Raw genomic sequence first — 26208 nt, 5'->3', positions numbered from 1 at the left:
CGCTTCCATCAACGTCAGCAGCTCATTATCCACCAGCAATAAATCACTGTATGAATTGATTGATTCGAGTTCTGCAAGATAGGGTTCAAGCGACTTTACGGCCAATTCGACATCATTTTGCAATCTTGGCCTAGCGGGGGCATTTGAACAGAAACTTACGGTTTCGCCCTCGCGTATCCACCTCAAACCGTATGTTTCCGCGCCCCCCACATCCAACACATTTAATTGTCGTGGCCACAAGACTATAATTCTCTGTACTTAGGTACGGTCATTGCGAGCCATCATGTATACCATCAGCCAGCTTGCCAAATCCGCAGGCGTGAATGTCGAAACAATCCGTTACTACGAACGGCAAAATCTTATCGAACAGCCGAATACGCCGCTCCGGGGCTACAGGCAATATCCGGAAGCAACGCTGACCAAAGTGTTGTTCATTAAGCGTGCCCAGCACCTGGGTTTTACCCTTTCAGAGATCGATGCGCTGATTGAATTAAGCATTGGGTCTTGTCACGAGGTTCAGCACTTGGCCGAACATAAGCTCGACATCGTGCAGGCTAAAATAAAAAACCTGAAGCGTCTGGAGAAGAGCCTGAAAGGTCTCATTTCTTCGTGCCAATCCAATTCTGACTCCACTTCCTGCCCCATTATTGATTCTCTTGTCCCGGCAGGTCGCCGCCTTACTTGACTCCGTAGTGTGGTACGGAGTTTACACTGCCTCTCAGAGGTATTTCGATATGAAGAAAAATTCGCCTGCCTGGTTATTGGGTGGAGGTATGGCCGCTGCCATTGGTGCAAGTCTGTGTTGTGCTGGCCCCTTTGTTTTGTTGTTACTGGGCGTTAGCGGCTCCTGGATCAGTACGTTAACTGCCTTTGAGCCTTTCAGACCCTACTTCATCGCCGTTGTGGTCGTGCTTTACTTGTGGGCCGGTTGGCAGGTCCATCGACCTATTGAGCACTGTCCAGAAGGCAGCGTGTGTGCTCTTCCCAAAAATCGCCAGCGCTATCAAGTAATCTTCTGGATTTTTACGGTTGTGGCACTGCTGCTGATTTTTAGTCCCTATTGGCTGGCGTGGTTCGCTTAGGAGATATGGTATGAAACAACTTTTAATGTTCGTCTTGCTTATGAGCAGTATTGTCACTACGGCGTGGGCCGACTCGCGCACCGTGAAATTGTCGGTACCGAGCATGAATTGCGCGATGTGTCCCATCACCGTGCGCAAAGCCCTGGAAAAGGTGGAGGGTGTAACGCAGGCCAACGTAGATTACGAAACAAAGTCCGCCGTTGTTGTGTATGACGATCAAAAAACGAGTGTGAGCCTGCTCACCAAGGCCACCGAAGATGCCGGGTACCCGTCTACCGAGATCAAACAGGATTAGTCATGGTGCAGGATGTTATTCTGGAATCCGACATTACCTGCCCGGAATGCGGGCTCAAGAAACGGGAAACCATGCCGACAGATGCCTGCCAGTGGTTCTATGAGTGTGAGCAGTGTCACGCTGTGCTGAAGCCCAAAACGGGCGATTGTTGTGTGTATTGCTCTTACGGAACAACAGCCTGCCCACCCATACAGCTCTCGTCACAAACCAAGGGCTGCTGCCAGTGACTTTTCATTTTCGAGGATTCTTCAACCGGATTTAAAAAATAGGCACTTATTTGCAGCTAGCCTGTCATTGGGCTGAGATGAAAAATGGCCACCGGAGAAATTTTGTAAACCGTCCAATACCGCTTTCTGTGGCCTCTCTTCCAATTACGCAGAGTGACGCATCCAGTTAGTAATTTAAACTGCGCAGCCGCACGATATTAGGGTCAAAGCGATGCCTGTAGCTGTTTAAATTGTCCTTGAATTGCCGCCTTCTCCTGAAGGATCACCTTGTCTCATCAGTCAAAAGCGCCTCTATTCTGCGCGGTTTTTTTTGCGCCACCCAAACCCGTGATAACACAGCCACTTCTTTATGAATATCTGCTTTCTGACCGGTAAGCGCTGCAATTTTTTCTGTCATCAGCTCACTTTTTCCGTTGAATTCTTGATTCTCTGTCTCAGGGTTTCCTCAAGGTCACGCTGCAGGTTGAGGATATCCCCCGGTCTGGAGTGTTTAATAGACCGATATCTGGGGAAAAGTAGGTCACGCAAAGCCAACAGCTCTGATGAACGCGTGAGACCCCGTTCCTGGAGAACACCTCTATATATAAATCAGACTAGCGAGAGGGAAGCGAAACAACGAAACAAGTGGTTCCGTTCCCGGATTGCGCACTGATAACCCCATCATGAGACTCCACTATAGCCTTGGTGATGGCCAACCCCAGGCCGGTACCTTCACTTTGTCGCTGGCGGGATGGGTCTACCCGGTAAAATCGATCAAATAGTTTCGGCAAATGCTCGGCTGGAACATCCTCGCCGGGATTGGCAATTGAAACGGTGGCATGTGCGCCTTCATCCACTGACAAGTGGATTCTAATGATTTCTCCGTGTGGGGTGTAGCGTATGGCGTTGGATAGAAGGTTCGAGAACGCTCGGCGCAGTAGCGCGCGGTCACCTCTCACGACGGGAGCGTTACCTTCCAACACCAGTTGCACCTGATGTTCCGTTGTCAGTGCATCAAAAAACTCGAACAGCTCTTTAAACTCTTGAGTCAGGTCTAATGGGACAAATACAGGTTTGATCAAATCGTTATCGCTCTTCGCCAGCCAAAGCATGTCACTAACCATTTTGGACATCCGTTCTTGCTCCTCCAGGCCGGAATACAGCAATTCACGGTATTCATCCGCTGATCGCGGTTTGCTGAGACCAACCTGACTTTGGGTAATCAGGTTCGTCAGCGGCGTCCGCAGTTCATGCGCGATGTCGGCTGAAAAGTGTGATAGGCGCTCAAACCCTTCTTCCAGGCGTCCAATCATTTGATTAAACGACACGGCCAATTCCCTGAGTTCAGTGGGCAAGGTATCCGCGTCGAGGCGTTCATCAAGGTGATTAGTCTGAATCTTGCGCATACCCTCACTCAAACTCCTCAACGGCAAAAGCCCCTGGTGGATGCCAAACCAGGCAGCCAGCAGTGTGATGGCCCCGGTTCCGAGCATGATCAGCCATAGGCTATTGCGAAAGCTGTGCAGAAAAAACAGATGAAAATCAAGATCGATAGCGGCAGTGATTCGATAGATTTCCGACCTTGCTGTCAGAGTGGTGACCACGCCTCGAAAATTTTTGCCGCCGCTGGCCCACACGGAAACATGGTCTTCATCGATGACGCGCACCGGTGACAGCGCGGCAGCCCCGTCAAAAAAGTCAATTCCGGGAGTGCGAAACAACAAGGTACCATCGTCATCTTCCACCTGAAAATAAACCCCATGATGACCGGCAACGGCCCTTGCCAGGGACTCCTCTATGGAGGCGCCGTTTTCCAGTGCAGTACTAAGAGTGTGCTCTATGGATTGAACGATGGTGCGTAGCTCGTCGACATCCTGCTCCGCAAAGTGATCTCGGATCGACTGCAACACTAGCAGGCTACTCAACACCAGACTGAGACCAGTTGCCAGGGTCACAAACGCCAGGACCCGCAACGTGAGTGGGCTGGGGCACGATTTTTTTCTACGCATCATCGTTTTCCACATCGAGTTTGTAACCCATCCCCCTAACGGTGTGGATGAGTTTTGGCTCGAAGTTGTCGTCGATTTTGGCGCGTAAGCGACGAATAGCGACATCAATTACGTTCGTGTCACTGTCAAAATTCATGTCCCACACCTGGGAAGCAATCAAGGAGCGTGGCAATACTTCCCCCTGGCGACGCACAAATAGTTCCAGCAAGGCAAATTCTTTTTGGCTGAGTATGATTTTTGTGCCGGCACGACTGGCCCGGCGCCGTGGTAGATCCAGTATCAGATCCGCCACCTGCAAATGATCGGTGAGCATAGGTACCGTTCCCCTGCGCAGGAGTGTCCGCACCCGTGCCAGCAGCTCTGAAAATGCAAAAGGCTTGACGAGATAATCATCAGCACCCAGTTCCAGTCCTTTGACACGGTCATCCACGCTGTCGCGTGCCGTGAGAAACAATACCGGGGTCTGGTGTCCCGCCTCGCGTAGGGATTGCACGATGCGCCAGCCCTCCATATCGGGCAGCATCACATCGAGAATGATCAGATCAAAAGCTTCCGTCATGGCCAAATGATGTCCATCCAACCCATTGCGCGCGAGCACGATCAGAAAGCCGGCCTCGGCCAGGCCCTGCCGCAGGTAATCACCGGTTTTTACTTCGTCCTCTACTACAAGCAGACGCATAGTCAGGTTCCCCTTCTGAACTGGCCTTTCAGTCTAATGGGCCGATTCGCACAGCCACATGACATAAAGATTACAACATTGTCATCTTGTGGTCATGTTGATGACAGGGTGCATTGATTATGTTGAGAGCCTCGGAAAAATTGCCCCGTCACAATGACAGAATGAGGAATCCGAATGAACAGACCAAACAGGCCGTTGAACCTTTCTCGGCGACGCTTCGTGCAGGGATTGGCCGCCGGCGGTGTTTTGGCCTGGGCACCGGGATGGTTACATGCGAGGGGACGAGATAACCCAAGTATCCGGACCGGTTCTGCGCCGATTTTGAGCGGTCGAGAAGTAGATCTGGTAATTGAAGAGATGCCCGTCAATTTCACCGGTGCCATACGCATGGCAACCACAATCAATGGTTCTATTCCCGCCCCGACACTTCGTTTCCGAGAGGGCGCCCCGTGCCGAAATTACGTTGTATGGCAAGGATGATGTGGACAACGGTTTGGGCAGCGGACTGTCTGATGCGGCCCTGGGACTTCGACTGCGCTATGAGTTTTCGCGCCAATTTGCGCCCTATGTCGGCGTTGAATGGACAAGCAAGTTTGGCGGTACGGCTGATTTTGCCCGTGCTGCCGATGAACCGGATGCTGACACGCTGTGGGTCGTCGGATTGAAATTCTGGCTCTAAACCTATTTTCTACTGTGACTTAAGGAGTCAACCTCATGAAACTGAAATCCCTCTCCCGTTTTGCGGCATTGCCTGTCCTGATTATCGCTCTGTCGGTGCAAGCGCACGATCCCAAGGAACATAGGCAAGACGCCGAAAAACCCGATTGTAAGGCGATGAAAGACATGGATCATTCCAAGATGGATATGGATGATCCGGTGATGAAGGCCATGATGCAGAAATGCGTGAAGGACGGGGACGACGGGGAGGAAGACTCGCACACCCCTTCTTCCGCCACCGATGATCATGGCAAGCATGGTGTGGACAACAAAAAATCGTCCGAGCATCAGCACTAATGGAGACAACGTGGCTTGCAAGTTACCATCGGCAACCGTCAGGTTTTTGAGGAGGACTCATGGCTTCTGGCAAATTACTGTCCTGCGTCAAGTGCTTGTTGGCAATAGCAGTTATCGTGATCGCAGGCGGGGCTGTATTTCTCTACTCAGGGTGGTATCCAATGGGTGCTGACGTACCTCATAACCGCTTCACCTATTGGATATTGGAAACCTTGCGTGAGCGCTCTATCGCGCGCGCGGCAGGCGACGTAGAGATACCCATGAATCTGGATTCCTCGGATCGTCTGCTCTCAGGCGGTGCTGACTACAACGACATGTGCGCGGGATGCCATTTGAAACCCGGTAAGACACAGAGCGACTTTACGCTGGGGCTTTACCCTGCACCGCCCAACCTGACCCGTGACGAACATCGTGGCGGTATCAACAATGCGCTGGACCAGCGACGCTTTTGGATCATCAAGCACGGTATCAAAGCATCCGGCATGCCTGCCTGGGGCCCTGGTCATGACGATGAACGTATCTGGAACATGGTGGCCTTCCTGAAGCGCCTGCCGGAGCTGACACCGGAGCAATATCAAATCCTGACGGCGCGTGGCGATGATCAGGCCGAACATCATTAAACGGTGGAGTAAGCTTATGCCGCATCATCATTCAAACACAGGCGATAACATATCAGCATCCTGCTGCAGTGGCCAACGCGCCGAGCCTTCGGGCGGTACGCTGACCGATCCTGTCTGTGGTATGGCTGTGACTGCCACGTCACTTCACAAGGCTGAATTTCGGGGCAAGACATACTCCTTTTGCAGTGCTTCTTGCCGGAAAAAGTTCGTTGCCAACCCCACCGATTACCTCGAAAAGCCCACTTCACCGGTCGCGCATGACACGCTGAACGAAGCGCATAGCAACGTCGAATACAGCTGTCCGATGCATCCGGAGGTTCGGCAACCGGGGCCGGGCACCTGCCCCAAGTGCGGCATGACCCTGGAACCGGTCATGCCCAGTACGGAAACCGAACAAAATCCCGAGCTGGCGGACTTCCGTCGCCGATTTTGGTACACCTTGCCATTGACTGTGCTGGTTACTCTCATTGCCATGTCGGGCGGCGCCTTCGACAATTTGCTGGGCGGCGCTCGTCCATGGGTAGAGCTGCTGCTGGCGACGCCAGTGGTGCTGTGGTCAGGGTGGCCTTTCTTTGTGAGATGGCTGCACTCCATCCGCTTGCGCGCACCGAATATGTGGACGCTCATTGGTACCGGTACTGGTGCGGCTTACGTGTACAGCGTAGTTGCTGTGCTCGCCCCGGATATTTTCCCCGCATCCTTTCGTGAGGCCGGCCATGTGGCCGTTTATTTTGAGGCGGCGGCGGTCATCATTTCATTGACGCTGCTGGGTCAAATGCTGGAACTGAAGGCTCGCTCCGAAACCGGTGCGGCAATTCGGGCGCTGCTGGGACTGGCGCCCAAGACGGCGCGACGTTTACGGGATGACGGAACGGAAGAAGATGTTCCGCTGACCCATGTTCATCCGGGCGATCGCCTGCGTATTCGCCCAGGTGAGAAAGTGCCGGTCGATGGCGTGGTGCTGGAAGGTAACAGTGCCATTGATGAATCCATGTTGACGGGTGAACCCATGCCGGTCAGCAAGCGCACTGGCGATGCAGTCATCGGTGCGTCGCTCAATACCAGCGGCGCTCTGATCATGCGCGCGGAAAAAGTCGGGTCGGCCACGGTGCTTTCCCAGATTGTACAGATGGTCGCCAACGCTCAACGATCTCGAGCACCGATGCAGCGTATGGCTGATGTGGTCGCCGGTTATTTTGTGTTGGTGGTCATCGCCGTCTCACTGGCCACTTTCATCCTGTGGGGGATGTTTGGCCCCGAACCCAGTTGGGCATTTGGCCTAATCAACGCGGTGGCGGTGTTGATTATTGCTTGTCCCTGCGCACTGGGCCTGGCAACACCCATGTCAGTGATGGTGGCTACCGGTAACGCAGCAACCCGGGGTGTCCTTTTCAAAGACGCTGCGGCGATTGAACAGCTGTGTAAGGTCGATACCTTGATCGTCGATAAAACAGGAACACTGACTCAGGGCAAGCCAGCGTTCCTGTCTGCAGCGGCAGCACCCGGCAGCAGCTCAGACGAGGTGCTGCGGTTGGCCGCCAGTCTCGACCAAGGCAGCGAACATCCGCTCGCTCATGCCATTGTCGCTGAGGCACACAATCGGAAATTGGCCTTGAGCCCTGTCAATGACTTCGAATCCAGTTCCGGTATTGGTGTGCGCGGACATGTGGATGGACAGTCTCTTGCCTTGGGTAATACGGCACTGATGGATGAGCTGCAAATCGACTGGCGCGGCATGTCTGATAAAGCAGAGGCGCTGCGAACCCAAGGCGCCAGTGTGATGTACCTTTCGGCTGGTCCGCAATTGGTAGGCTTGCTGGCGGTCGCCGATCCCATCAAGACATCCACCCCTGAAGCCATCACGCAACTGCGCACTCAAGGCCTGCATATCGTTATGGCCACCGGTGATGGTCTCACCACTGCCCAGGCAGTAGCGCAAACGCTTGGTATCGACGAGGTACACGGCGAGGTACGTCCAGAAGACAAGGACAAACTGGTGGCACAGTTGCAGGCTAATGGACGCAAGGTGGCCATGGCCGGTGACGGCATCAACGACGCACCCGCCTTGGCCCGCGCCGATGTCGGCATTGCTATGGGTACGGGGACGGATGTGGCGATGAGCACGGCGCAACTGACCCTGGTCAAGGGTGATCTACGCGGTATCGCCGTGGCGCGTGGGATTTCGTTGGACACCGTTCGAAATATGCGCCAGAACCTGATGTTCGCTTTTCTTTACAACGCTTTGGGTGTGCCTATAGCCGCCGGTGTGCTGTATCCGGTAACCGGCTGGCTATTGTCGCCGCTGATTGCCGCACTGGCCATGAGCCTGAGCTCCGTGTCGGTGGTGGGTAACGCGCTACGTCTGCGGCAGCGAAAAATCACCGGAGCTGATCAATGAACAAGCATTCAGGCTCCTTCTGGTTGACTTCCAAAGGTTTGGCCGCGATAGGCCTGATCGGCGCAGCAAGTTATTTTCTGCTGATCGAACATCGCGACCATGTCCTGCCGTTTCTGCCTTACCTGATCTTGCTGGCCTGCCCCTTAATGCACCTGTTTATGCATGGTAGGCATGGGCATCATCACTCAGAGGAAACCCAGTCCGAAAGCTCGTCCCATGCACCTCACCGCTTCCAAGGTGAGGCGCCGCGGGTACGAGGTGGTCAAGCGGACGAGGAGGAGAACAACAATGCACGGTGAATCTGCATACGGCCTTTGGAGCCTCGTTCTGATCAACTCCGCCATTTTTATTTTTTTCGCCTTCAGCTTCGTCAAACCTCAAAGCCAGCTGGATTGGCGGAGTCTCGGCGCGTTTTCTGCCTTTATCGTGGCCTTGTTTACTGAAATGTACGGGTTTCCGTTAAGCATCTATTTTCTCTCCGGTTGGCTGGCGGAAAAGTACCCCGGCGTGGACTTCCTATCACACGACAACGGCCACTTGCTGCATACGCTCCTTGGACTGGACGGTAATCCGCACTTTGATCCCCTGCATCTGGCGAGCAATATCCTGATTGTTCTGGGATTCTTTATGCTGGCGTCCGCCTGGAGTGTATTGCACAAGGCACAGCAAAACCGCCAATTGGCGAACAGCGGTTGGTATGCCCGCTGCCGACACCCGCAGTACCTTGCGTTCATCGTGATCATGTTTGGTTTTTTACTTCAATGGCCTACGATCCCGACGCTGATCATGTTCCCCGTATTGCTTGTGGTCTATGTCCGCCTTGCCAAACGTGAGGAACAACGCGCGCTGGAAGAGTTTGGGGAACACTATCGCGATTATCAGGGACGCGTGCCAGCCTGGCTGCCGAGCCTGAAACCTCAACTTCTCAAGGAAGGGTTATGAAAAACCGGTCAGATTTTTTTAAGGCGGGGAGTATATTACAGCTCGCTGCCTACTAAGCGATTGATGCGACCTGGATATCAATCCATTCGGAGACTAGATCATGTCATTACTACGCGTAGCTGGCTCACTCATGGGCCTGTTTTTTCTGGTATTCCTAACTGGCTGTGACACTTCAGATCCGACGAGTGCGCCTTCCTCCCCAGATAGAGGGGGTCTGGAGATTACCGCCAGCACGGAAACTACATTTCTGACGGTCTATAAAAGCCCAACCTGTGGGTGTTGCAAGGAGTGGATCAGTCACATAGAAAGAGCGGGCTTTACCACTGAAACACGTCATCCGGCGAATCTTGAACGCTTTAAGGATCAGCACGGCATCGCGACCAATTTGCGTTCCTGCCACACGGCCGTCTCCCCAGGGGGCTACGTGTTTGAAGGCCATATTCCGGCCCGCTACATCCAACAGTTTCTGGATAATCCTCCTGCCGATGCAATTGGCCTGAGCGTGCCCGGCATGCCGGTGGGCAGCCCCGGGATGGAAGTGGGCGATAAGTTCATACCGTATCAGGTGTTGTTATTGAAGCACGATGGCAGCACCGAGGTATTCGCTCGTGTGGAACAGCAGACACACCAATATCAAGAAGGAACACTATGAAAGGAGTTAATGCCATTCTCCATCAAGCACGCCGACTGCACGCATCAACATGGCTTAAACATTACAACATCGTCATCTTGGGGTCATGTTTGTGACAGACATAAGCGACTAACCTCGGAGGTACCAAATGGGTAAAACTTTTTAGCCACGCACTTCCCCCTATCAGCGACAACTCAAAAAGGAGTCCGCTATGTAAATCCGTTTTTTACGCGTCCTGGTGCTTGGAACAGCCATCCTGTGGCTTGCAGGCTGCGCCAATAGCCCCTTCTATCACGGCCAAATCATGAGAGGCCAGGTAGTTCAGTCTACGGCGTCCGATGTGGTGGTATGTGTAGGTAAACGCGACGGTGCCGAACCCGGGCAGTTGTTGAGTGTTTACCGAGTAGTATTTACAGAAGGTGTCGTTGAAGAGGGCGGGTCAAACTGGCACCGAGCGCCAGTAGGTACAGTGAAAATTGAAAATACCATCGATGATCACTTCGCCAAAGCGCGTGTCATTGAAGGTGACATTGTCAAAAATGACATCGTGGAGCTTCAAAAATAGAGGACGAGATATAAAGCATATCCACCAGTTTTAGTTGATTGCGAGACTTCTTACGAGGATACTTATGATCATGGCGTTGACATGGACGGGAAACACTTTATGCTCATTGTTTGGTGACATCCTGAGATGTGTGAGTCCTGCTTATGCTGTAACTCAGCGCAGCGGCTCGTAAATTAAAACCGCATGCTTCTGGCGAAAGCTTGCTTCAAATCAACTTGGCCTGGGCTCGAATTGATTAATCTGCGGCTGGCCATTTACAAGCTGTCAATTACGTTGTTTTAAATAGCAATTTTGGAGACATCAATGAAAAAGATTATCACAGCGTTAGCGTTAACAAGTATTTTCGCTATGCCGGCGTTTTCCCAAAGCGGACATACTCAAAGTGACCCGGCTACGCAGGCTGGCGGCATGTCGACACAATCCACTCAAATGCCCGACCTGCAGTCCCAAATGGAAAAAATGAAAGGGCTGATGGAGCGCATCCGATCAGAACAGAATCCTGAAGTCCGCGAAAAGCTTATGCAGGAGCACATGACAGCCATGGAGCACGGCATGCAGATGATAAGTGAGAATATGAAAAATGATTCTCAAAAAGACACAATGAACGCCGAAAAACGCATGGACATGATGAATGATCGCATGGACATGATGCATAAAATGATGGAACAAATGATGGGTCAGATGAAAGGTGGTATGGGTATGTCTGGTGGCCATATGTAAGCCTCCTTGCTCACTTTTCTGACATCGCGCGAAGGCGACAAGCGCAAAAGTAAAACAGGTACACAACTGTCATTGCACTCAATAGAAACAGGTTTTTTACATGCCGGGTTATCCGGCGTAATTTTTCATCAAAACGGAGATAGACATATGAAATTTTCTAAATTGTTTTTCAATCTGATTGTGGCAACAGCGCTGGTATTTTCTTTCCAGGCTCAGGCTCAGGCACAAACCCAACCTGCCGAAGAACCTATCATGGAACTGCTGAACAGCATGGCCGATAAGCCAGAAGATCATAAGGCGATTGCCGACTATTACCGAAAAAAGGCCGGTGAGGCGCGAGAAGAGGCCAGTCTGCATGAGAAAATGAAAGACAAATATCGCCATAGTCACGCTCGAATGAAGGGTTTGGCTGCCGGAAAATCCACACAAAAAAAACATTGTGAACGTGTCATCAAGCTTCAGCAATCTGTAGCCGAAGAGTACGATGCCTTGGCTGAGTTGCATGAAAAATCCGCCAAGCAGTAAGTAATTGCTTAAGAAAAAATGCAAACTGCCTTTGCCTGCACGCTACCGGAAAGGCAGTTTACATTCCTGCCCGAGCTCGCAAACCGACCAGTAATATCATCATCGCTATATAACGTTTACTGAAGCCGGAACCCAAACCTCATGTCTAATTGCAAAAAACATACGTCATATTGGGAAGTATCCAGCTCTCTAAACCTGAATAGGTGGTTACCTTTGGCCGCTTTCCAACGCTTTTCCGAACTATTACAGCGGGCAACGATATACCTGATCGTAGCAACTGTTTTTTTGTCCGGCCCCATTCAGGCTCAGGTCTCCCCGGAGGATCATCAAGCTCATCACCCAGACGTAGCGGCCCCACCACCACAATTCACACCAGCTTCTCCGGTTGTCGGAAAAAGTACCGGCATGATGGAAGGCATGGGTGAGATGATGCGCCAAATGGGTGTATCTCCCCCGAAAGAGATTTATCCATCACTCATGACGTTGTCTGATCTTCCGCCCGAAAAACGGGCGGAGGTGGAAGCCGCTGCCCATGAACGTATGGTCAGTGGCACGGCACTGATGACCGACGGGCTCACCCGCCTCGCCGATTCTGCATCCTCCAATGATTATGAACTGATGCAACAGGCCGTGAGCCTGCTGCATGAAGGTATGGCCCGATTCGAGAGTGGGTTAGCGGCTCATCAGGTGTTGGTCGGCACCGACGATCCGCAGGCCGTTGCTCTCGACTGGTTCCGACGCGAAATGGAACTGCCTGTGCCAAACCCGCCTGCTGTAAACACCGGGGTCATGGATATGACTTGGTTCCATTTCTGGATCATGCTCAGCTCGTCAGCGCTCATCGCCGGTTTCTTTTGGTTGTACATACTCAAGATGCGCCGGGCCTCGCAGCTCCTGAGCAGTTTAGCGGCGCCAGCGCGGCAGCCTTCACCTCTGCAGGCCCCAATGCCGCCGCCAATCCAATTCCCAGGATCTGCCGAGACTACCGCGTCTGGACGACCCTGGTCGGGGCAGCTGCGCATCAGTCGTATTTTCCAGGAGACCGGCGACGTCAAAACGTTCCGGCTCGTGAATCCGGTCGGAGGGATGCTGCCTTTCGATTACCTGCCCGGGCAATTCATCACAGTCACAGTGCCACACGGTGAAGCAACTGTTCGCCGTGGCTATACGATCGCCTCTTCGCCGACACAACGGGATTACATCGAAATCACTGTCAAACATGCGCCTGAGGGTGTGGTGTCCGGTTATCTCCATTCCGAGATCCACGAAGGTAGCTTGCTGGATCTCTCGGGACCGGCCGGTTCGTTTGTTTTCACAGGCCGGGAATGCAAATGCATTGTTCTGATTGCCGGAGGTGTTGGCATCACCCCACTTATGAGTGTATTGCGCTATCTTCTGGATCGTAGTTGGGAAGGTGACATTTTCCTGGTTTATGGTTGCCGTGCACCAGAGGACATCATTTTTCGAGAAGAACTGGAGTATTTGAGGCGCCGTCACACCAATCTTCAGGTGGTCATTACAGTATCGCAAAGCGGGGCGGAAAAATGGGCTGGCCCTCAGGGGCGCATCACCAAAGAGTTGCTGGCCGAGTCAATCCCGGATTTGCCGTCACGCTATATCCATATTTGCGGTCCTGTCCCAATGATGGAGGCGACGAAGCAGATTCTCTCAGAACTTGGCATACCTAAAGACCGCATTAAAACAGAGGCATTCGGTCCAGCTCTTGGCAAACAGGAACGCTTGCCGAGCGCTGATCAGAAGACCGCAGGCCCCAGTTCTCCCAAGCCTGGGCTTCCCACGGTTACCTTCACGGATTCGGACAGAGCGGGACCCCTTCCTCCTGATAAAGTTGTGCTCGATGTGGCTGAAGAATTGGGCGTGGACATCGATTACTCCTGCCGCACCGGCATATGTGGGGTTTGCCGGGTAGAGCTACTTGCTGGTGAAGTTAGCATGGACGTTGAAGACGGCCTGGAGCCGGGGGATAAGGAAAAAAACCTAATATTGGCCTGCCAAGCCAAAGCCAATTGCGACATTTCGGTAAAGGCATGAAAGAACGCGAACGGTTTATCGTCACAGCACTTGTCCTGCTGTTGCTGGCTTTCTGGTTGGGATTCCTTTTCCATCGCTCGCCCCGCTTTCCTGGTAGTGCTATCGGTGGGGTGCTTGGTGTGTCGGGAGCGGTGCTGATGCTGATTCCGCTGGCCTACCTCATCGTAAAACGCATCAAAATCCTGAACCGGTGGGTTACGAGGTTCGTGTCGATGCGAACATTGTTAACCTGGCATATTTATGCCGGTGTGCTGGGACCCATTCTCGTCATATTCCATTCCAGCCACAAATTCGATAGTGCATTGGGTATCTCACTCACCGTCATGACCCTGATTGTTGTCCTCAGCGGGTTTGTTGGTCGCTACCTGTTGACTCGCCTCTCCGACACCATCCGTGAGAAAAAAGAAACCCTTACCCAACTGGGAATCAGTTACCGCCAAGTGGCTGCGGAATTGGTCGGAGATCCGGGACATGCCGCGATGCTGCGTTCATTTACAGGGCTTTTCACACGCTGGATTGCCAATAAGCTGATTCTGAGAAATCAGCTGGGACAAGAAAGCCCTCCACCGATGCGGGCGCTTGCACTGGTGGATGCCATGGCAGAGATTGAGTATGCAGTGAAGATGCACCAATGGTTCAAATCCGCCTTCCAGTGGTGGCTGCGCTTTCACATTACCATTGCTTTTGTTCTGTACCTGCTGCTGGCTCTGCATGTATGGGCAGGTATTTACTTCGGTTTACGGTGGTTTAAGTGAAGCTTTGGCCACATTTTTTAGTCGCGCTAGTTGTCATGGGTGCCCTGTCAATGTGGGTCTATTACGGTGGTGCGCATCCTGGCGGCAAGGCCTCGGGCCTACTTGATAAAATAACCTGGCAACGCATGGCAAACCCCGGTCCGCTGACGGGTGGTCATGCTTTCCTCGAGCACGACTGCGCTGCTTGTCATACGCCAGTCAAAGGTGTAGAGGCAAACAATTGTATCGTCTGCCACGCCAACAATAAGGCCTTGCTGGGGACACAGTCCACCGCTTTTCACGCAGATATCGGTAGTTGTAGCAGTTGCCATGTAGAGCATCTGGGGAATAATCAGCGCCCAATAAAAATGGATCATAAGGTGCTGGCCAAAATTGGCCGACAGCTTTTGCCACCCAAAGAGCACGAGCGGATCGGAAATCTGGCAGCACCGCATAAAGGAATATCCGTGCTCGAAACCCCTTTAGACTGCGCCAACTGCCACAGCAACGAAGAGCCGCATCGCAACCTCTTTGGCGCCGACTGCGTCATCTGCCACTCAACCGCCGCATGGACCGTACCCGAGTTCCAACATCCGGCAGCGACGTCGACAGAGTGCGCGCAATGTCATCAAGCCCCGCCGAGTCATTACATGGAACATTTCAAGATGGTGTCTATGAAAGTATCGGGTGTGATGCACGCCGACGTCTCTCAATGCTTTCTCTGCCATAAAACCAACAGTTGGAATGACATCAAGAACGTCGGTTGGTACAAACATCACTAACATCCGGAGGACGGAATGGAAACGTTGCTACATCTTGCCATGTTGATCCTGGAAGGGATTGGCGGCTTGATTATTGCCTGTGCTGCAGCACTGTCATCATTTGATCTTGTACGCACTTGGTTCAATAAAGGGCTACGGGAAGATATCGAACCACTCCGACTGCAATTCGGTCAACGTCTGGTATTGGCGTTGGAATTTCTCGTTGCGGCGGACATTCTTGCCACGTTGCATACCCCCACGCTGGAGGGCATTGCTTTGTTGGGCTTGGTGATTGTCGTGAGAACTGTACTGAGTCTGAGTATTGCGTATGAATTGCGACACGCATTTTGCTCCGTTCCCGGACGCAATAAAGATGAATCAGGCCCACCGGAGTCGGAACGAGAAGATTCCGGACGCACTACTTCGTCTGCAGGAAAGCGCTGACGCCCAACAACAGTTGCAGGCTACCGTTGAGCAAGGCCGCTTTTTCTTTCTCAGCAAGCCCTCTACCAACAACAGCGTACAGACTCACGGAATACGCCAGCACATCGGCCAGCATATCCAGGGAGTCCGCCACCAAATCACTCGAACGTGCCAACCAACCTGCTGTGAATTCGACGACAAACATCACCGCATTCAAAGAGCTGGGAAAGGCCATCCGAACGCTTTTTTTGCTTCGCTATATTGATGAAATAGCGCTTCGAAAAACCATTCAGTCAGCGACAAATAAAAGTGAAGAATTTAATGGTTTTATCAAATGGCTCTTTTTCGGAGGAGAGGGCATCATCGCTGAAAACATCCGCCATGAGCAGCGAAAAGTAGTCAAAAACAATCAACTTGTCGCGAACATGGTGATTCTCTATAACGTCGAGAAAATGACCCACGTCCTCAAGGACTTTGGCTAAAGAGGGTGTCGCTATCAACCAAGAGCTACTGAATGGGCTCTCGCCATATCGCAATTCCAATATCAATCGCTTTGGTGACTACAATCTGGACCTGGAAAGAGAGGTCCCGCCGTTGAATTTTGGCATTAAGATACTGGAACCAGAAGGTTACCGGGCGGATCCGGGTTCTTGGTAAAGGTCTTCGCCGCACTTTCATACTGCTCTGAAGAACAACTGTCCTCGCCAAATTGCTCCTGGTTGGTTCGTAGTCCAGCCAGGTCAGGAGCATCAAATTGCGATCGAAAGGCTGTAACGGTTTGATCCGGATTAATGGCGAAGAAAAAGTAGTCTTGTGTATCCAGCATGGTTGAAATCACTGCTTGGATGATCGGGTTACCGGCACGCACCAAGCCGTGATAAGTGGCATAGCCATAAAACTCAAACCCAAGTGAAGCACCTTGTATTGGCTTGTGCCTAAAACTGAGTGGCCGAAGTTCATGCCCTGGTGCGTTACCTGGTTTGGTATAGGTCTCTCTGGCAGCACTGCAATAAAACCGCATTTCTCTTTCCGGTCTTCCACATAACCCATTGCGAAACAAGGTGCTTGCGCGGCCATAAGATCACGGATCAACAATTGATTGACCGTCAGGCGTGGCAGACAATTGTGGACCTCACCCATCTATTTCGTTTCCTCTTTTTCGATAAAGTAGGTGCCATTGGGCAACACGTGTTTGTAGGGAAGTAGGGAGATGTGGGCCAGAAGGTCATCGTCCACCGTCTCTCCTTGTTTTCGGAGTTCATCAACGATATTGCTGATTCTGGATGTGTTCCAGTACAGGATGGCATTGGTATGGACGGACAATTAAGTTGAGAAACGGACAAAATAGTTGAGAACTATGACATGAAAGATGAGAACTTAACAAAATAGTTGAGAACTTTTAGAGGTCCAGTTATGCTGTGAAAAAGCATACTGGACTTTTATTATGGCTAAAGCAAACTCTTCATTCTCAGAAGTACAAATTGCCCGTCGTATTAAAGAGGGGCGTGGCCAAGGGCATGGTAAGGACTATATTCCATGGCTAACAGTACAAGAAGTCCCTTCCTCAGGTCGTTCCCACCGTATTTATTCTCATAAAACGGGACGAGTCCATGGGTTCTACCCCGATTTTGCGGACACTTCAAAGAAGCCTGATAATGGGTGCAGCGACGTCCGTGCCGGCGTTTGCGTCTATGTGCGCCCCGGAGCGCTTAGCTCTGGTGGAGAAAGTGGAAAAGGCAACGCGTCTTATTGTGGAACGCTTCACGTATGGCGATTCCGTCATCTTCCCGATGGAAGCGAACATTGCAATCGCAACGTAGCCCGAAGTCGACGCACTGAGAGTCGGCAGGGCAGTATTGACCTGGCTAACCGGCGTGAACGCCCACATGAAACGATGCATATTGCAGCATGACAATTTTGTAATCGTGCAGTCATGGTCTCGTCAGTAGCGTAAGACTAAAGTCCCATAACCGATCTCGCAGCACCTCCTGGCGGACATTCTCAAGGCAGCGCAACGATCCCTAAAACATAGCAAGTAAGGAAAGGCAGTGCTTGAAGTGAGTAATCTGGACTGTGTTCGTGGTGAACGCCACCTATTTCATGATGTGAGTTTCCTTCTAAGGTCTGGCGAGGGCCTCCTCATCACCGGCGAGAACGGAAGCGGCAAAACAAGCCTTTTACGCATGCTTGTCGGGCTGACACCGCCCTTTGCAGGAACGATCAACTGGAAGACCAGATTAATTAAACATTTAGGGGCCGAGTACCGCCGAGAGCTGCTTTATTGCGGCCATCCATTGGGACTGAAAGACAGCTTAAGTGCCACCGAGAACCTGCAGTCCATCGCTTCATTAGTAAACGAACCGGTTGAACTGTCGGTTGTGCAGGATGCTTTGGAACGCATAGGATTGCAAGGCAGTGCCCATATGCCGGTGCGAGCCTTATCCCAGGGTCAGAAACGACGTGTCAGCCTCGCGAGATTATTTCTCTCCAGGCGCACTCTGTGGGTCTTGGATGAGCCCTTGACGGCTTTGGACACCAAGGCAAGTCAGCATGTTGCACAAGCGGTCGATAGGCATCTTGCTGATGGCGGTATTGCGGTAATTACCACCCATCAAGATATGGCCCTGGCCAGCCCGTTGCAAACAATGCGGATAGGGGCATGAAAGACGCCTTCGGTCTTTCTGCAATTTATTGGATAGTTCATCGCGAACTCAAGCTGACCATGCGACGAAAATCGGATGCGATTACTCCGCTTCTCTTTTTTGTGATTGTGACTAGCCTTTTCCCGCTAAGCGTCGGTACTGATGTCGAGATGCTCAGGAGAATCGCGCCAGGCGTTCTATGGGTTACCGCATTGTTGGCAACGATGCTCTCGCTTCCGCGCCTGTTTGAGCAAGACTACGCCGATGGCACCTTAGAGCAACTGGCGCTTTCCCCGGCACCACTGAGTGCAATGGTCGTTGGAAAGGTAGTGGCGTATTGGCTGATGACCGGCTTGCCTCTGGCACTACTTGCTCCGTTGTTGGCACTTCAATTCTACTTGTCGACGACGTCCATACTGATATTAGCGACGACGCTGTTAATCGGTACGCCAGTGTTGGCATTGATTGGTTCGATTGGAGCCAGTTTGACGCTGGGGCTACGTGGCGGCGGCGTTCTTGTCGCGCTACTCGTACTTCCCCTTTATGTACCGGTGCTGATTTTTGGTACAGGGGCAGTTGACGCGGCGGCATCTGGATTAGGTGCCACAGCGAATGTTTCGTTATTGACCGCCATGCTGCTGGTTGCCGGCTTTTTTTCTCCCATGGCCACAACGGCGGCTTTACGAATTGCTTTGGAATAGTAAGTGACGACAAGATGAACTGGTTTAAATATTCATCCCCCAAAACGTTTTATCCGCTTGCCGGGAAGCTTATGCCTTGGTTTGCTGCAGCGGCTTTCTGCCTGACCGTGGCTGGACTCTACGTGGGGTTTTTCATGGCTCCCACGGACGCTCAACAAGGCGACGGGTATCGGATTATCTTCCTTCACGTCCCTGTCTCATGGATGTCGATGTTCATTTACGTCGTCATGGCATTTTGGGCAGCAGTAGGACTGATATTCAACAGTCGATTATCGGCCATGATGGCGTCAGCCTTGGCGCCTACTGGTGCCATGTTTGCGTTTCTTTCACTGTGGACCGGAGCATTGTGGGGCAAACCGATGTGGGGGACATGGTGGGTGTGGGACGCACGGTTGACCTCTGAACTAATACTCCTTTTTCTATATATGGGGTTTATGGCACTTCAGTCCGCCATAGACGATCAACGCCGTGCAGATAAGGCAGGGGCAGTCCTCGCATTGGTTGGCGTGGTCAACATCCCGGTGATCTATTTTTCAGTGCAATGGTGGAACACCTTGCATCAAGGCGCATCAGTGTCACTGACGCAAGCGCCGTCAATGGCAACGATCATGCTGATCGGAATGCTGCTTATGGCTCTGGCTGCTTGGATGTACACGATTGCGGTCGCTCTCATGCGTGTGCGCTGCATCATTCTCGAACGTGAGTACCGAACTGCTTGGGTAAATGATTTGAAGGAGATCCGGCAATGAATTGGACAAATCCGAACGAATTTTTCGCGATGGGTGGCTACGCCACGTATGTTTGGGGGTCGGTGGGCGTGACCGTACTGGTTCTTTACGCTGAATGTCTCTTTCTTCTTAAACGTCGCAAGACGGCGCTGGCGCACGTTAAACGCGATGCAGCGTTAGGCGCGGAGGATTCAAAATGAAAACACGTCACAAACGTATTGCGCTCATTGCAGGTGGCTTAGCCGTATTGGGCGTTGCGACAGCATTAGTGCTGAGCGCTTTCCAAAGTAACTTGTTGTTTTTCTTCACCCCGACACAAGTCGCGGCGGGAGAAGCGCCGCAAGAGCGTGCCTTTCGCGTGGGCGGAATGGTGCAGACCGGTAGTGTGCGGCGCGTGGGTGACGGTCTGACAGTCAATTTCCTTATAACGGACACCGCCAAAACAATACCCGTCAGTTATACGGGAATCCTGCCCGATTTGTTCAGTGAAGGCAAAGGCGTCGTCGCTCAAGGAAAACTCGGTCCTGATGGTTTGTTCCGTGCGCAAGAAGTCCTCGCTAAACACGATGAGAACTACATGCCTCGCGAAGCCCAGCATGCGCTGGATCAAGCAAGCAAGACTTCAGATGCAACAAGGTCACAATACCCATGATTCCTGAAATTGGTCACTTTGCTCTTATTCTGACGCTATTTGTCGCGCTTGCACAAGGCGGCATTACCTTAGCCGGTGCAGCACGCGGAAATGCCACATGGATTGGCTTTGCGCGGCCTGCAGCCCGTGCTCAGTTTTCTCTCGTCGCCATCAGTTTTGTGCTGTTGATGTGGTCGTTTATTGTCAAGGATTTTTCGGTCAGCTATGTCGCCGTTAATTCCAACTCGCAATTGCCTTGGTTCTACCGGATGGCGGCCGTCTGGGGCGGACATGAAGGATCTTTGCTGCTGTGGTTGCTAATGCAAACAGGATGGGCCTACGCGGTAAGTCTGTTTTCCAGGCAGCTCCCCGATGTCATGGTTGCACGCGTGTTGGGGGTGTTGGGTTTAGTCACAGCGGGCTTCTTGCTATTTGTACTGTTGACGTCAAACCCGTTCGAGCGCCTTGTTCCGGCACCCATGGAAGGAATGGATCTGAACCCGCTTTTGCAAGATGTGGGTCTGATATTTCATCCGCCCCTTCTGTATATGGGTTATGTGGGGTTCTCTGTCGTCTTTGCGTTTGCGATTGCGGCACTACTTGCCGGGCAACTGGATTCGGCGTGGGCACGCTGGTCTCGCCCCTGGGCCACTGCGGCGTGGCTGTTTCTGACTTTAGGGATAGCTTTGGGCAGCTGGTGGGCCTATTACGAACTCGGTTGGGGTGGTTGGTGGTTTTGGGATCCCGTTGAAAACTCCTCATTCGTCCCTTGGCTGGTAGGTACAGCGCTCATTCATTCTTTAGCGGTGACCGAAAAACGAGCCAGTTTCAAGAACTGGACCGTTCTGCTTGCTATCAGCACCTTTGCACTTTCTTTGTTAGGCGCTTTTCTTGTGCGCTCCGGCGTGTTGACGTCTGTGCATGCTTTTGCAACCGACCCCCGCCGTGGTGTATTCCTACTGATGCTTTTCGCGGTGGTGGTGGGTTCGTCCTTGCTCCTGTTTGCGATACGTGCACCGAAGGTCGGCTTAGGCGGGCGGTTTGAGCTGTTTTCGCGCGAGTCGCTTCTCTTAGTAAACAACGTCCTATTGGCCGTTGCAGCCGGGGCTGTTCTGCTGGGAACGCTATACCCACTTTTTATTGATGCACTCGGGATGGGCAAAATTTCTGTTGGTCCACCGTACTTCAATCTGGTGTTTGTACCTCTGATGGTGCCCGCGTTACTCCTTATTGCGGTTGGTCCAGTGGCAAACTGGAAGAGGGCAAAGCTCCGTGATGTATTAAAGCAGTTGAACCTTCCTCTTTTCGTCGCGGTGGTAGCGGGTGTGGGTGTGCCCTTTTTATATGGAAGATGGTCGGCGCTTGTTGCATTAGGGATAGCGCTGGCAGCATGGATCGCCACTGCGGTTGTTATGGGAATCTTTAAACGTATGCGCGCAACGCGCAGTGGCTTGCTCGCGCAACCGCGTAGCTGGATGGGCATGCACATCGCCCACCTGGGTATGGCTGTATTTGTAGTGGGCGTGACGTTGGTCATGGGTTATGAAACGGAACAGGATATTCGTATGGCTCCGGGACAAACAGTGACCGCCGCAGGCTATGAACTTACCTTCCGGGGCGTCAGGAGTGAGTTGGGGGCCAACTACGCGGCCCAGGTCGGTGACATTGTTCTGTCACGTGATGGCAGGCAGTTACGTTTAATGCATCCCGAAAAGCGCAATTATTTTTTCTCGGAAATGCCCATGACGGAGGTCGCTATTGATGCGAACGGATTACGTCATTTGTACGTCGCCTTAGGGGAACCCCTTGCCGACGGCGCATGGAGTGTGCGCGTTCACTACAAGCCCTTTATTGATTGGATCTGGATCGGCTGCATCTTGATGGCACTTGGCGGCTTGTTAGCGATTAGCGACCGTCGCTATCGACTTAAGCATCGCGAAAAACGGACGGCCGTGATTGCACAAGAAGCCAAGGCATGAGTCGATTTCTGTTTCCGTTGATTGGCTTTGTCGTCTTGCTTGGGTTTCTGGCGTTCGGCTTGACGCTCAAACCCAGTGAAGTACCGTCTCCATTGATAGACAAACCGGCACCGGCATTTACGTTGCCCCAGTTGGCCAACCCGGGGGAAACATTCTCACCCGATGCAATGAAAGGCAAAGTCTGGCTGATGAATGTTTGGGCTTCGTGGTGTTTCGCCTGCCTGGAAGAACACCCCGTAATCAGGGAGCTGACTACAGAGCATGGGGTGCCGGTAGTGGGTCTGAATTACAAGGACATACGCAATGAAGCCATTTCATGGTTAAACCGTCATGGCGACAGCTATTTAGTGTCTGTTTCGGATACGCAAGGGCGAGTGGGTATCGACTATGGCGTGTACGGTGTGCCCGAGACATTCCTTATCGATCAGACCGGCGTTATTCGGTATAAACATATCGGTCCGGTGACTCACGACGCGGTGCGCGACACGATTCTACCCATGATACGGGAGCTGGAGAAATGAATCGTTTGTGGTTAACGCTGATCAGCGTCCTTATCGCGCTACCATCCTGGGCAAATAACGACCCCGCGGAAGTGCGTCTGCAGGGCATCGCCGCGGAGCTGCGCTGCTTGGTCTGCCAGAACGAGTCCATTGCGGCTTCACGTGCCGACCTTGCTGTCGATCTGCGCCAGCAAATACGTGAACAGATTCAAGCGGGCAAAACGGATTCAGAGATCCGAACCTATATGGTAGAACGTTATGGTTATTTCGTGCTCTATCGTCCACCGCTAAAAACCACCACGGTATTGCTATGGTTCGGGCCCTTGCTTCTGCTGGTCTTTGGACTTCTCATCCTTGCGATAACGTTAAAGCGTCGAAGAAGTGCGCTCGCTGACAAGGTATTAAGTGCGGATGATCTCGAGCGGGCCCAAGCATTACTTGGACAAATCAAAGACCCTGGAAAACAACCATGAATGCTCCATTTATTACGATCGCTGCCATACTGCTTGCATGGATCACGTTATGGCTCGGACGTGTTCTTTGGCGTGGAGTCAGGCATGACCCGGAGATCGAGCATCACGCCGTCAATACCGCGGTACTGCGCGACCAGTTGCTAGAACTCGAACAAGATCATGCAAATGGCATATTGACGTCAGACGATCTGGCCGACGCACAGCAAGAGCTACTAAAGCGGGTACTACATGAGTCGACCCCAGGGCCGACTGGACGTCTGGGACGTACGGCGGGCAAACGACCAGCGATAGTTCTGACTTTTATTTTGCCAGTGGCCGCGGTGCTGACGTACCTCGCAATAGGAAATCCTGCCGCGATTACGCCGCCGCCCGTACAGAGTGTTCCGATGTTGACGCAGGCCGATGTGCAAACAATGGTGGACTCACTTACAGCGCGATTAGCAAGCAACCCTGATGATCCTGCTGGTTGGCTCATGTTGGCGCGATCGCATCGTTACTTTGAGAGATATGAAGATGCGGCAATGGCCTTTTCAAAAGCTGACGGCGTCATTGAAACGGATCCGCTAGCACTGGCAGAATATGCTGAGACACTCGCCAGAATCAAACCAGAAGGATTCAGAGGTGAACCAACGCACCTATTAGAGCGGGCACTTTCGATTGATCCACAGGAGCCGTTTGCACTCACTCTAGCTGGCGCGGCCGCGCTTGAGCGGCAAGATTATCAGGCCGCCATCGATTACTGGCAGCAGTTACTAAGCATGCTTCCGCCAGATTCGGATGCCGCGCAGATTGTTGGTAGCAGCATTGAGCGGGCGCGTCGAGAGCAGGCCGAAACGTCAAATGGTGGAGAATCCATGAGCACGGTAGATCAATAATGCTTGAGTTAACCCTAATAGGTTTGTTAACTGCATTTATTGCCGGTATTGCGTCCTTCTTATCGCCCTGTGTATTGCCGCTTGTGCCGGGCTACCTTTCGTATATTGCGGGTGGAACAGCGCAGCCAAGCACGTTGCAGAGTGGGGCTCGTGCTGCTCGTTGGCGAGCATTAGGGCTTAGTGCCTGTTTCGTTGTGGGATTTTCAATAGTTTTTCTGATTTTAGGAGCCAGCATCACCGCGATCGGGCGCCTATTTCTTTCGTATCGATATGAGCTAAATATCATCGCTGGAACCATCATCGTCGTTGCTGGCCTGATGATGATGGGATTAATTCGCATGCCCCTCACAATGCAGCGTTACTACCGGTTTGATCCAAAAAAAGCGGGGGGAAGTCCTTGGTCAGCGACAGTATTGGGCCTGGCCTTCGGATTCGGCTGGACACCGTGCATTGGTCCCGTACTGGGGGGGATCCTCGTACTTAGCGCAACATCAGACAGTATGCGTCAAGGTATTCTGCTACTAGCCGTGTACTCGCTCGGACTGGGTGTACCGTTTCTTCTTTCTGCATATTTCACAGCACCGTTTATGCGCAAACTGAGCTCCCTGCGCCAAGCTGGCCGTTATCTCCGAATTATTTCAGGTGCAATTTTGGTGCTTATGGGGCTTGCTGTGGCAACTGGGCAGTTGGTTCGCTTTGCTATTTGGCTGCTTAGGACATTCCCGGCGCTGGGCGCGATTGGTTAATGATGTGGCGACGTTTACGCTTCAACTCTTATGTGAAAACTTTGACCTATTTGACCTAATCATCATTTTTTATACTAAAAGTATATATATTCACAAATGTCCATACCAAAACTATTCAAATGCATATAATGTGCTTTTGAGCTCAGCAATCGAGCAATCAGTCCTAACTGAGTAATCACATCTTTCAATGTTAACCATCCTTTTATAAATTAAGTATCTAACTTGGGATAATGAATGAAATCAAACAATGATGGGCTTGATTTGAATGAAAACTCGGCACAATTACTCGACCTTATTGTCAAGCATTCTTTTGATGCCATTATTAGTAAGGATTTATCAGGAAATATACTAAGCTGGAATAAAGCTGCTGAAAGACTTTTTGGTTATACCGAATCAGAGATTATTGGCCACTCAATCTTGACGCTTTTTCCAACTGATCGAGTTCATGAAGAAGCCGATATTATGTCTCGCATTCATTCGGGTGAACTAGTCGAAGAATTTGAGTCTGTAAGAGTGAACAAAAATGGGAAATATATCAATGTCTCTATCACTATCTCACCTATAATAAACTCTGCAGGTTACGTCATCGGTGCATCCAAAATTGCTCGGGATATTACAGCTCGACTGGAAGGCGAAAAAAAACTGAGTCATTTCAAATCAATTGTTGATTGTTCCAGTGACGCCATCATTAGTAATGATCTTAATGGTGTTATCACCAGTTGGAATAAAGCAGCAGAGAGAATATTTGGCTATTCAGCTCACGATATGATCGGTGAGTCCATGTTGAAAATCTACCCGGAACATAGAATTCATGAAGAAACTGAATTTTTAAAACAGATTATCGCGGGTAAGCAGATCATAAATGTTGATACCCAGCGTCTGAGACACGATGGCGAATTAATTAATGTTTCAGTAACCATTTCACCGATAATTTATCGAAATGAAATTATAGGTGCATCATCTATTGCCAGAGATACAACCAAAATAGTTTTGGCACAGAACAAAATATGGCGTCAGGCACATATTGATGCCTTAACTCAAATACCTAATCGGAAATACTTTTTAGAACAGCTTGAGAAAGTTATAGCGAGCTCACTAAAAGAAAATGAACATTTCGCCATCATGTTTATTGATTTGGATAACTTCAAATTAATTAATGATACATACGGCCATACTGTTGGTGATGATGTTATTAAACATGTAGCCAACGTTATCAATAGCATCATCAGGGAAAATGATATGATCGCCCGTCTTGGCGGCGATGAATTTGTCATTCT

General features: G+C 51.5%; 34 protein-coding genes and 1 pseudogene. 30 read left to right on the top strand and 5 right to left on the bottom strand.

Features of this window, described 5'->3' with window-relative positions:
• On the bottom strand, positions 1 to 240 hold a 240-nt coding region (locus Q7U95_RS07905), incomplete at its 3' end, for a hypothetical protein (protein ID WP_308753411.1).
• Positions 241 to 283: 43 nt separating this feature from the next.
• Between Q7U95_RS07905 and merR the strand changes: the two genes are divergently transcribed.
• Genes merR through Q7U95_RS07885 form a run of 4 tightly spaced genes read left to right on the top strand, consistent with a single transcriptional unit; the run spans position 284 to position 1604 of the window.
• Positions 284 to 685: an Hg(II)-responsive transcriptional regulator gene (gene merR / locus Q7U95_RS07900; protein WP_308753409.1), complete on the top strand. Its 402-nt coding sequence runs from the start codon at positions 284 to 286 to the stop codon at positions 683 to 685.
• Between the two features lie 49 nt (positions 686 to 734).
• Positions 735 to 1082 carry a mercuric transporter MerT family protein gene (locus tag Q7U95_RS07895; RefSeq protein ID WP_226070179.1) on the top strand — a complete coding sequence of 116 codons (348 nt, stop codon included), beginning with the start codon at positions 735 to 737 and terminating at the stop codon, positions 1080 to 1082.
• 10 nt (positions 1083 to 1092) lie between these two features.
• Positions 1093 to 1377: a mercury resistance system periplasmic binding protein MerP gene (gene merP / locus Q7U95_RS07890; protein WP_226070180.1), complete on the top strand. Its 285-nt coding sequence runs from the start codon at positions 1093 to 1095 to the stop codon at positions 1375 to 1377.
• A 2-nt stretch (positions 1378 to 1379) separates the two neighbouring features.
• Entirely contained in the window at positions 1380 to 1604 is a 225-nt protein-coding gene (locus Q7U95_RS07885) for a GDCCVxC domain-containing (seleno)protein (RefSeq protein WP_247363676.1), read from the top strand.
• Positions 1605 to 1866: 262 nt separating this feature from the next.
• Here the strand turns inward: Q7U95_RS07885 and Q7U95_RS07880 are convergent, their stop codons facing one another.
• From Q7U95_RS07880 to Q7U95_RS07870, 3 genes are all read right to left on the bottom strand, one after another.
• Positions 1867 to 2001 (bottom strand): hypothetical protein, encoded by a 135-nt coding sequence (locus tag Q7U95_RS07880; protein ID WP_285229331.1) that lies wholly within the window; start codon positions 1999 to 2001, stop codon positions 1867 to 1869.
• 196 nt (positions 2002 to 2197) lie between these two features.
• Complete coding sequence (locus tag Q7U95_RS07875; RefSeq protein ID WP_308753406.1) at positions 2198 to 3595, bottom strand: heavy metal sensor histidine kinase; 1398 nt, start codon at positions 3593 to 3595, stop codon at positions 2198 to 2200.
• On the bottom strand, positions 3585 to 4271 hold the full coding sequence (locus Q7U95_RS07870; RefSeq protein WP_226070184.1) for a heavy metal response regulator transcription factor: 687 nt from the start codon (positions 4269 to 4271) through the stop codon (positions 3585 to 3587). Before Q7U95_RS07870 ends, Q7U95_RS07875 begins: the two co-directional genes overlap by 11 nt.
• Positions 4272 to 4674: 403 nt before the next feature.
• Here Q7U95_RS07870 and Q7U95_RS07865 point away from each other — a divergent pair, with 403 nt between their 5' ends.
• The 15 genes and pseudogenes from Q7U95_RS07865 to Q7U95_RS07795 form a co-directional block, all read left to right on the top strand.
• The gene (locus Q7U95_RS07865) at positions 4675 to 4950 is read left to right on the top strand and encodes a copper resistance protein B (RefSeq protein WP_226070259.1); all 276 of its coding nucleotides are present in this window, start codon (positions 4675 to 4677) and stop codon (positions 4948 to 4950) included.
• A 35-nt stretch (positions 4951 to 4985) separates the two neighbouring features.
• Positions 4986 to 5285, top strand: a complete 300-nt coding sequence (locus Q7U95_RS07860; RefSeq protein ID WP_226070186.1) for a hypothetical protein — start codon at positions 4986 to 4988, stop codon at positions 5283 to 5285.
• Positions 5286 to 5344: 59 nt separating this feature from the next.
• Positions 5345 to 5905 (top strand): cytochrome c, encoded by a 561-nt coding sequence (locus Q7U95_RS07855; RefSeq protein WP_226070188.1) that lies wholly within the window; start codon positions 5345 to 5347, stop codon positions 5903 to 5905.
• Positions 5906 to 5921: 16 nt separating this feature from the next.
• The gene (locus tag Q7U95_RS07850) at positions 5922 to 8303 is read left to right on the top strand and encodes a heavy metal translocating P-type ATPase (protein WP_308753403.1); all 2382 of its coding nucleotides are present in this window, start codon (positions 5922 to 5924) and stop codon (positions 8301 to 8303) included.
• On the top strand, positions 8300 to 8602 hold the full coding sequence (locus Q7U95_RS08695) for a DUF2933 domain-containing protein (RefSeq protein ID WP_226070193.1): 303 nt from the start codon (positions 8300 to 8302) through the stop codon (positions 8600 to 8602). Before Q7U95_RS07850 ends, Q7U95_RS08695 begins: the two co-directional genes overlap by 4 nt.
• A complete protein-coding gene (locus Q7U95_RS07840; RefSeq protein ID WP_226070195.1) occupies positions 8592 to 9245 on the top strand; it encodes an isoprenylcysteine carboxylmethyltransferase family protein in 654 nt (217 codons plus the stop codon). Before Q7U95_RS08695 ends, Q7U95_RS07840 begins: the two co-directional genes overlap by 11 nt.
• 100 nt (positions 9246 to 9345) lie before the next feature.
• Positions 9346 to 9897: a DUF411 domain-containing protein gene (locus Q7U95_RS07835; RefSeq protein WP_226070197.1), complete on the top strand. Its 552-nt coding sequence runs from the start codon at positions 9346 to 9348 to the stop codon at positions 9895 to 9897.
• Between the two features lie 217 nt (positions 9898 to 10114).
• The gene (locus Q7U95_RS07830) at positions 10115 to 10441 is read left to right on the top strand and encodes a hypothetical protein (protein WP_308753400.1); all 327 of its coding nucleotides are present in this window, start codon (positions 10115 to 10117) and stop codon (positions 10439 to 10441) included.
• Between the two features lie 303 nt (positions 10442 to 10744).
• Positions 10745 to 11161 (top strand): hypothetical protein, encoded by a 417-nt coding sequence (locus Q7U95_RS07825; RefSeq protein WP_248492831.1) that lies wholly within the window; start codon positions 10745 to 10747, stop codon positions 11159 to 11161.
• 147 nt (positions 11162 to 11308) lie between these two features.
• Complete coding sequence (locus Q7U95_RS07820) at positions 11309 to 11686, top strand: hypothetical protein (protein ID WP_308753397.1); 378 nt, start codon at positions 11309 to 11311, stop codon at positions 11684 to 11686.
• Positions 11687 to 11899: 213 nt separating this feature from the next.
• Positions 11900 to 13738, top strand: a complete 1839-nt coding sequence (locus Q7U95_RS07815) for a 2Fe-2S iron-sulfur cluster-binding protein (protein WP_308753395.1) — start codon at positions 11900 to 11902, stop codon at positions 13736 to 13738.
• Positions 13735 to 14493 carry a hypothetical protein gene (locus Q7U95_RS07810; protein ID WP_308753393.1) on the top strand — a complete coding sequence of 253 codons (759 nt, stop codon included), beginning with the start codon at positions 13735 to 13737 and terminating at the stop codon, positions 14491 to 14493. Before Q7U95_RS07815 ends, Q7U95_RS07810 begins: the two co-directional genes overlap by 4 nt.
• Before the next feature lie 50 nt (positions 14494 to 14543).
• Positions 14544 to 15254 (top strand): cytochrome C, encoded by a 711-nt coding sequence (locus tag Q7U95_RS07805; protein ID WP_226070210.1) that lies wholly within the window; start codon positions 14544 to 14546, stop codon positions 15252 to 15254.
• A gap of 15 nt (positions 15255 to 15269) precedes the next feature.
• Positions 15270 to 15677 (top strand): DUF1622 domain-containing protein, encoded by a 408-nt coding sequence (locus Q7U95_RS07800; protein ID WP_226070211.1) that lies wholly within the window; start codon positions 15270 to 15272, stop codon positions 15675 to 15677.
• 188 nt (positions 15678 to 15865) lie between these two features.
• Positions 15866 to 16313, top strand: a pseudogene (locus tag Q7U95_RS07795) (Tn3 family transposase); the annotation flags it as partial.
• On the opposite strand, the gene Q7U95_RS07790 reads toward Q7U95_RS07795, so the two are convergent.
• The gene (locus Q7U95_RS07790) at positions 16264 to 16677 is read right to left on the bottom strand and encodes a hypothetical protein (RefSeq protein WP_308753391.1); all 414 of its coding nucleotides are present in this window, start codon (positions 16675 to 16677) and stop codon (positions 16264 to 16266) included. The pseudogene Q7U95_RS07795 and the gene Q7U95_RS07790 overlap by 50 nt on opposite strands.
• Positions 16678 to 17704: 1027 nt before the next feature.
• On the opposite strand from Q7U95_RS07790, the gene ccmA reads away from it, so the two are divergent.
• The 11 genes from ccmA to Q7U95_RS07735 all read left to right on the top strand — a co-directional run.
• Positions 17705 to 18319, top strand: a complete 615-nt coding sequence (gene ccmA / locus Q7U95_RS07785) for a cytochrome c biogenesis heme-transporting ATPase CcmA (protein ID WP_308753389.1) — start codon at positions 17705 to 17707, stop codon at positions 18317 to 18319.
• On the top strand, positions 18316 to 18999 hold the full coding sequence (gene ccmB / locus Q7U95_RS07780) for a heme exporter protein CcmB (RefSeq protein WP_308753387.1): 684 nt from the start codon (positions 18316 to 18318) through the stop codon (positions 18997 to 18999). The genes ccmA and ccmB overlap by 4 nt, the downstream gene beginning before the upstream one ends.
• A gap of 14 nt (positions 19000 to 19013) precedes the next feature.
• Positions 19014 to 19748 carry a heme ABC transporter permease gene (locus Q7U95_RS07775; RefSeq protein WP_226070216.1) on the top strand — a complete coding sequence of 245 codons (735 nt, stop codon included), beginning with the start codon at positions 19014 to 19016 and terminating at the stop codon, positions 19746 to 19748.
• The gene (gene ccmD, locus Q7U95_RS07770; RefSeq protein ID WP_226070218.1) at positions 19745 to 19927 is read left to right on the top strand and encodes a heme exporter protein CcmD; all 183 of its coding nucleotides are present in this window, start codon (positions 19745 to 19747) and stop codon (positions 19925 to 19927) included. Before Q7U95_RS07775 ends, ccmD begins: the two co-directional genes overlap by 4 nt.
• Positions 19924 to 20379 (top strand): cytochrome c maturation protein CcmE, encoded by a 456-nt coding sequence (gene ccmE, locus Q7U95_RS07765; protein WP_226070220.1) that lies wholly within the window; start codon positions 19924 to 19926, stop codon positions 20377 to 20379. Before ccmD ends, ccmE begins: the two co-directional genes overlap by 4 nt.
• Complete coding sequence (locus tag Q7U95_RS07760) at positions 20376 to 22337, top strand: heme lyase CcmF/NrfE family subunit (RefSeq protein ID WP_308753385.1); 1962 nt, start codon at positions 20376 to 20378, stop codon at positions 22335 to 22337. The genes ccmE and Q7U95_RS07760 overlap by 4 nt, the downstream gene beginning before the upstream one ends.
• Positions 22334 to 22858 (top strand): DsbE family thiol:disulfide interchange protein, encoded by a 525-nt coding sequence (locus Q7U95_RS07755; protein WP_308753383.1) that lies wholly within the window; start codon positions 22334 to 22336, stop codon positions 22856 to 22858. The genes Q7U95_RS07760 and Q7U95_RS07755 overlap by 4 nt, the downstream gene beginning before the upstream one ends.
• Positions 22855 to 23310, top strand: coding sequence for a cytochrome c-type biogenesis protein CcmH (locus Q7U95_RS07750; RefSeq protein WP_308753381.1), 456 nt, complete (start codon positions 22855 to 22857; stop codon positions 23308 to 23310). Before Q7U95_RS07755 ends, Q7U95_RS07750 begins: the two co-directional genes overlap by 4 nt.
• Positions 23307 to 24185, top strand: coding sequence for a c-type cytochrome biogenesis protein CcmI (gene ccmI / locus Q7U95_RS07745; RefSeq protein ID WP_308753379.1), 879 nt, complete (start codon positions 23307 to 23309; stop codon positions 24183 to 24185). Before Q7U95_RS07750 ends, ccmI begins: the two co-directional genes overlap by 4 nt.
• Complete coding sequence (locus Q7U95_RS07740) at positions 24185 to 24931, top strand: cytochrome c biogenesis protein CcdA (RefSeq protein WP_226070229.1); 747 nt, start codon at positions 24185 to 24187, stop codon at positions 24929 to 24931. The genes ccmI and Q7U95_RS07740 overlap by 1 nt, the downstream gene beginning before the upstream one ends.
• Positions 24932 to 25165: 234 nt before the next feature.
• Positions 25166 to 26208, top strand: a 1043-nt coding sequence (locus Q7U95_RS07735; protein ID WP_308753376.1) for a PAS domain S-box protein, incomplete at its 3' end; no start/stop codon positions are given.

Source organism: Candidatus Oleimmundimicrobium sp. (assembly GCF_030651595.1).
Taxonomy (GTDB): Bacteria; Actinomycetota; Aquicultoria; order UBA3085; family Oleimmundimicrobiaceae; genus JAUSCH01.
Note: the sequence above shows the minus strand (reverse complement) of the source record. Positions and strands in the feature narration are given on the sequence as shown.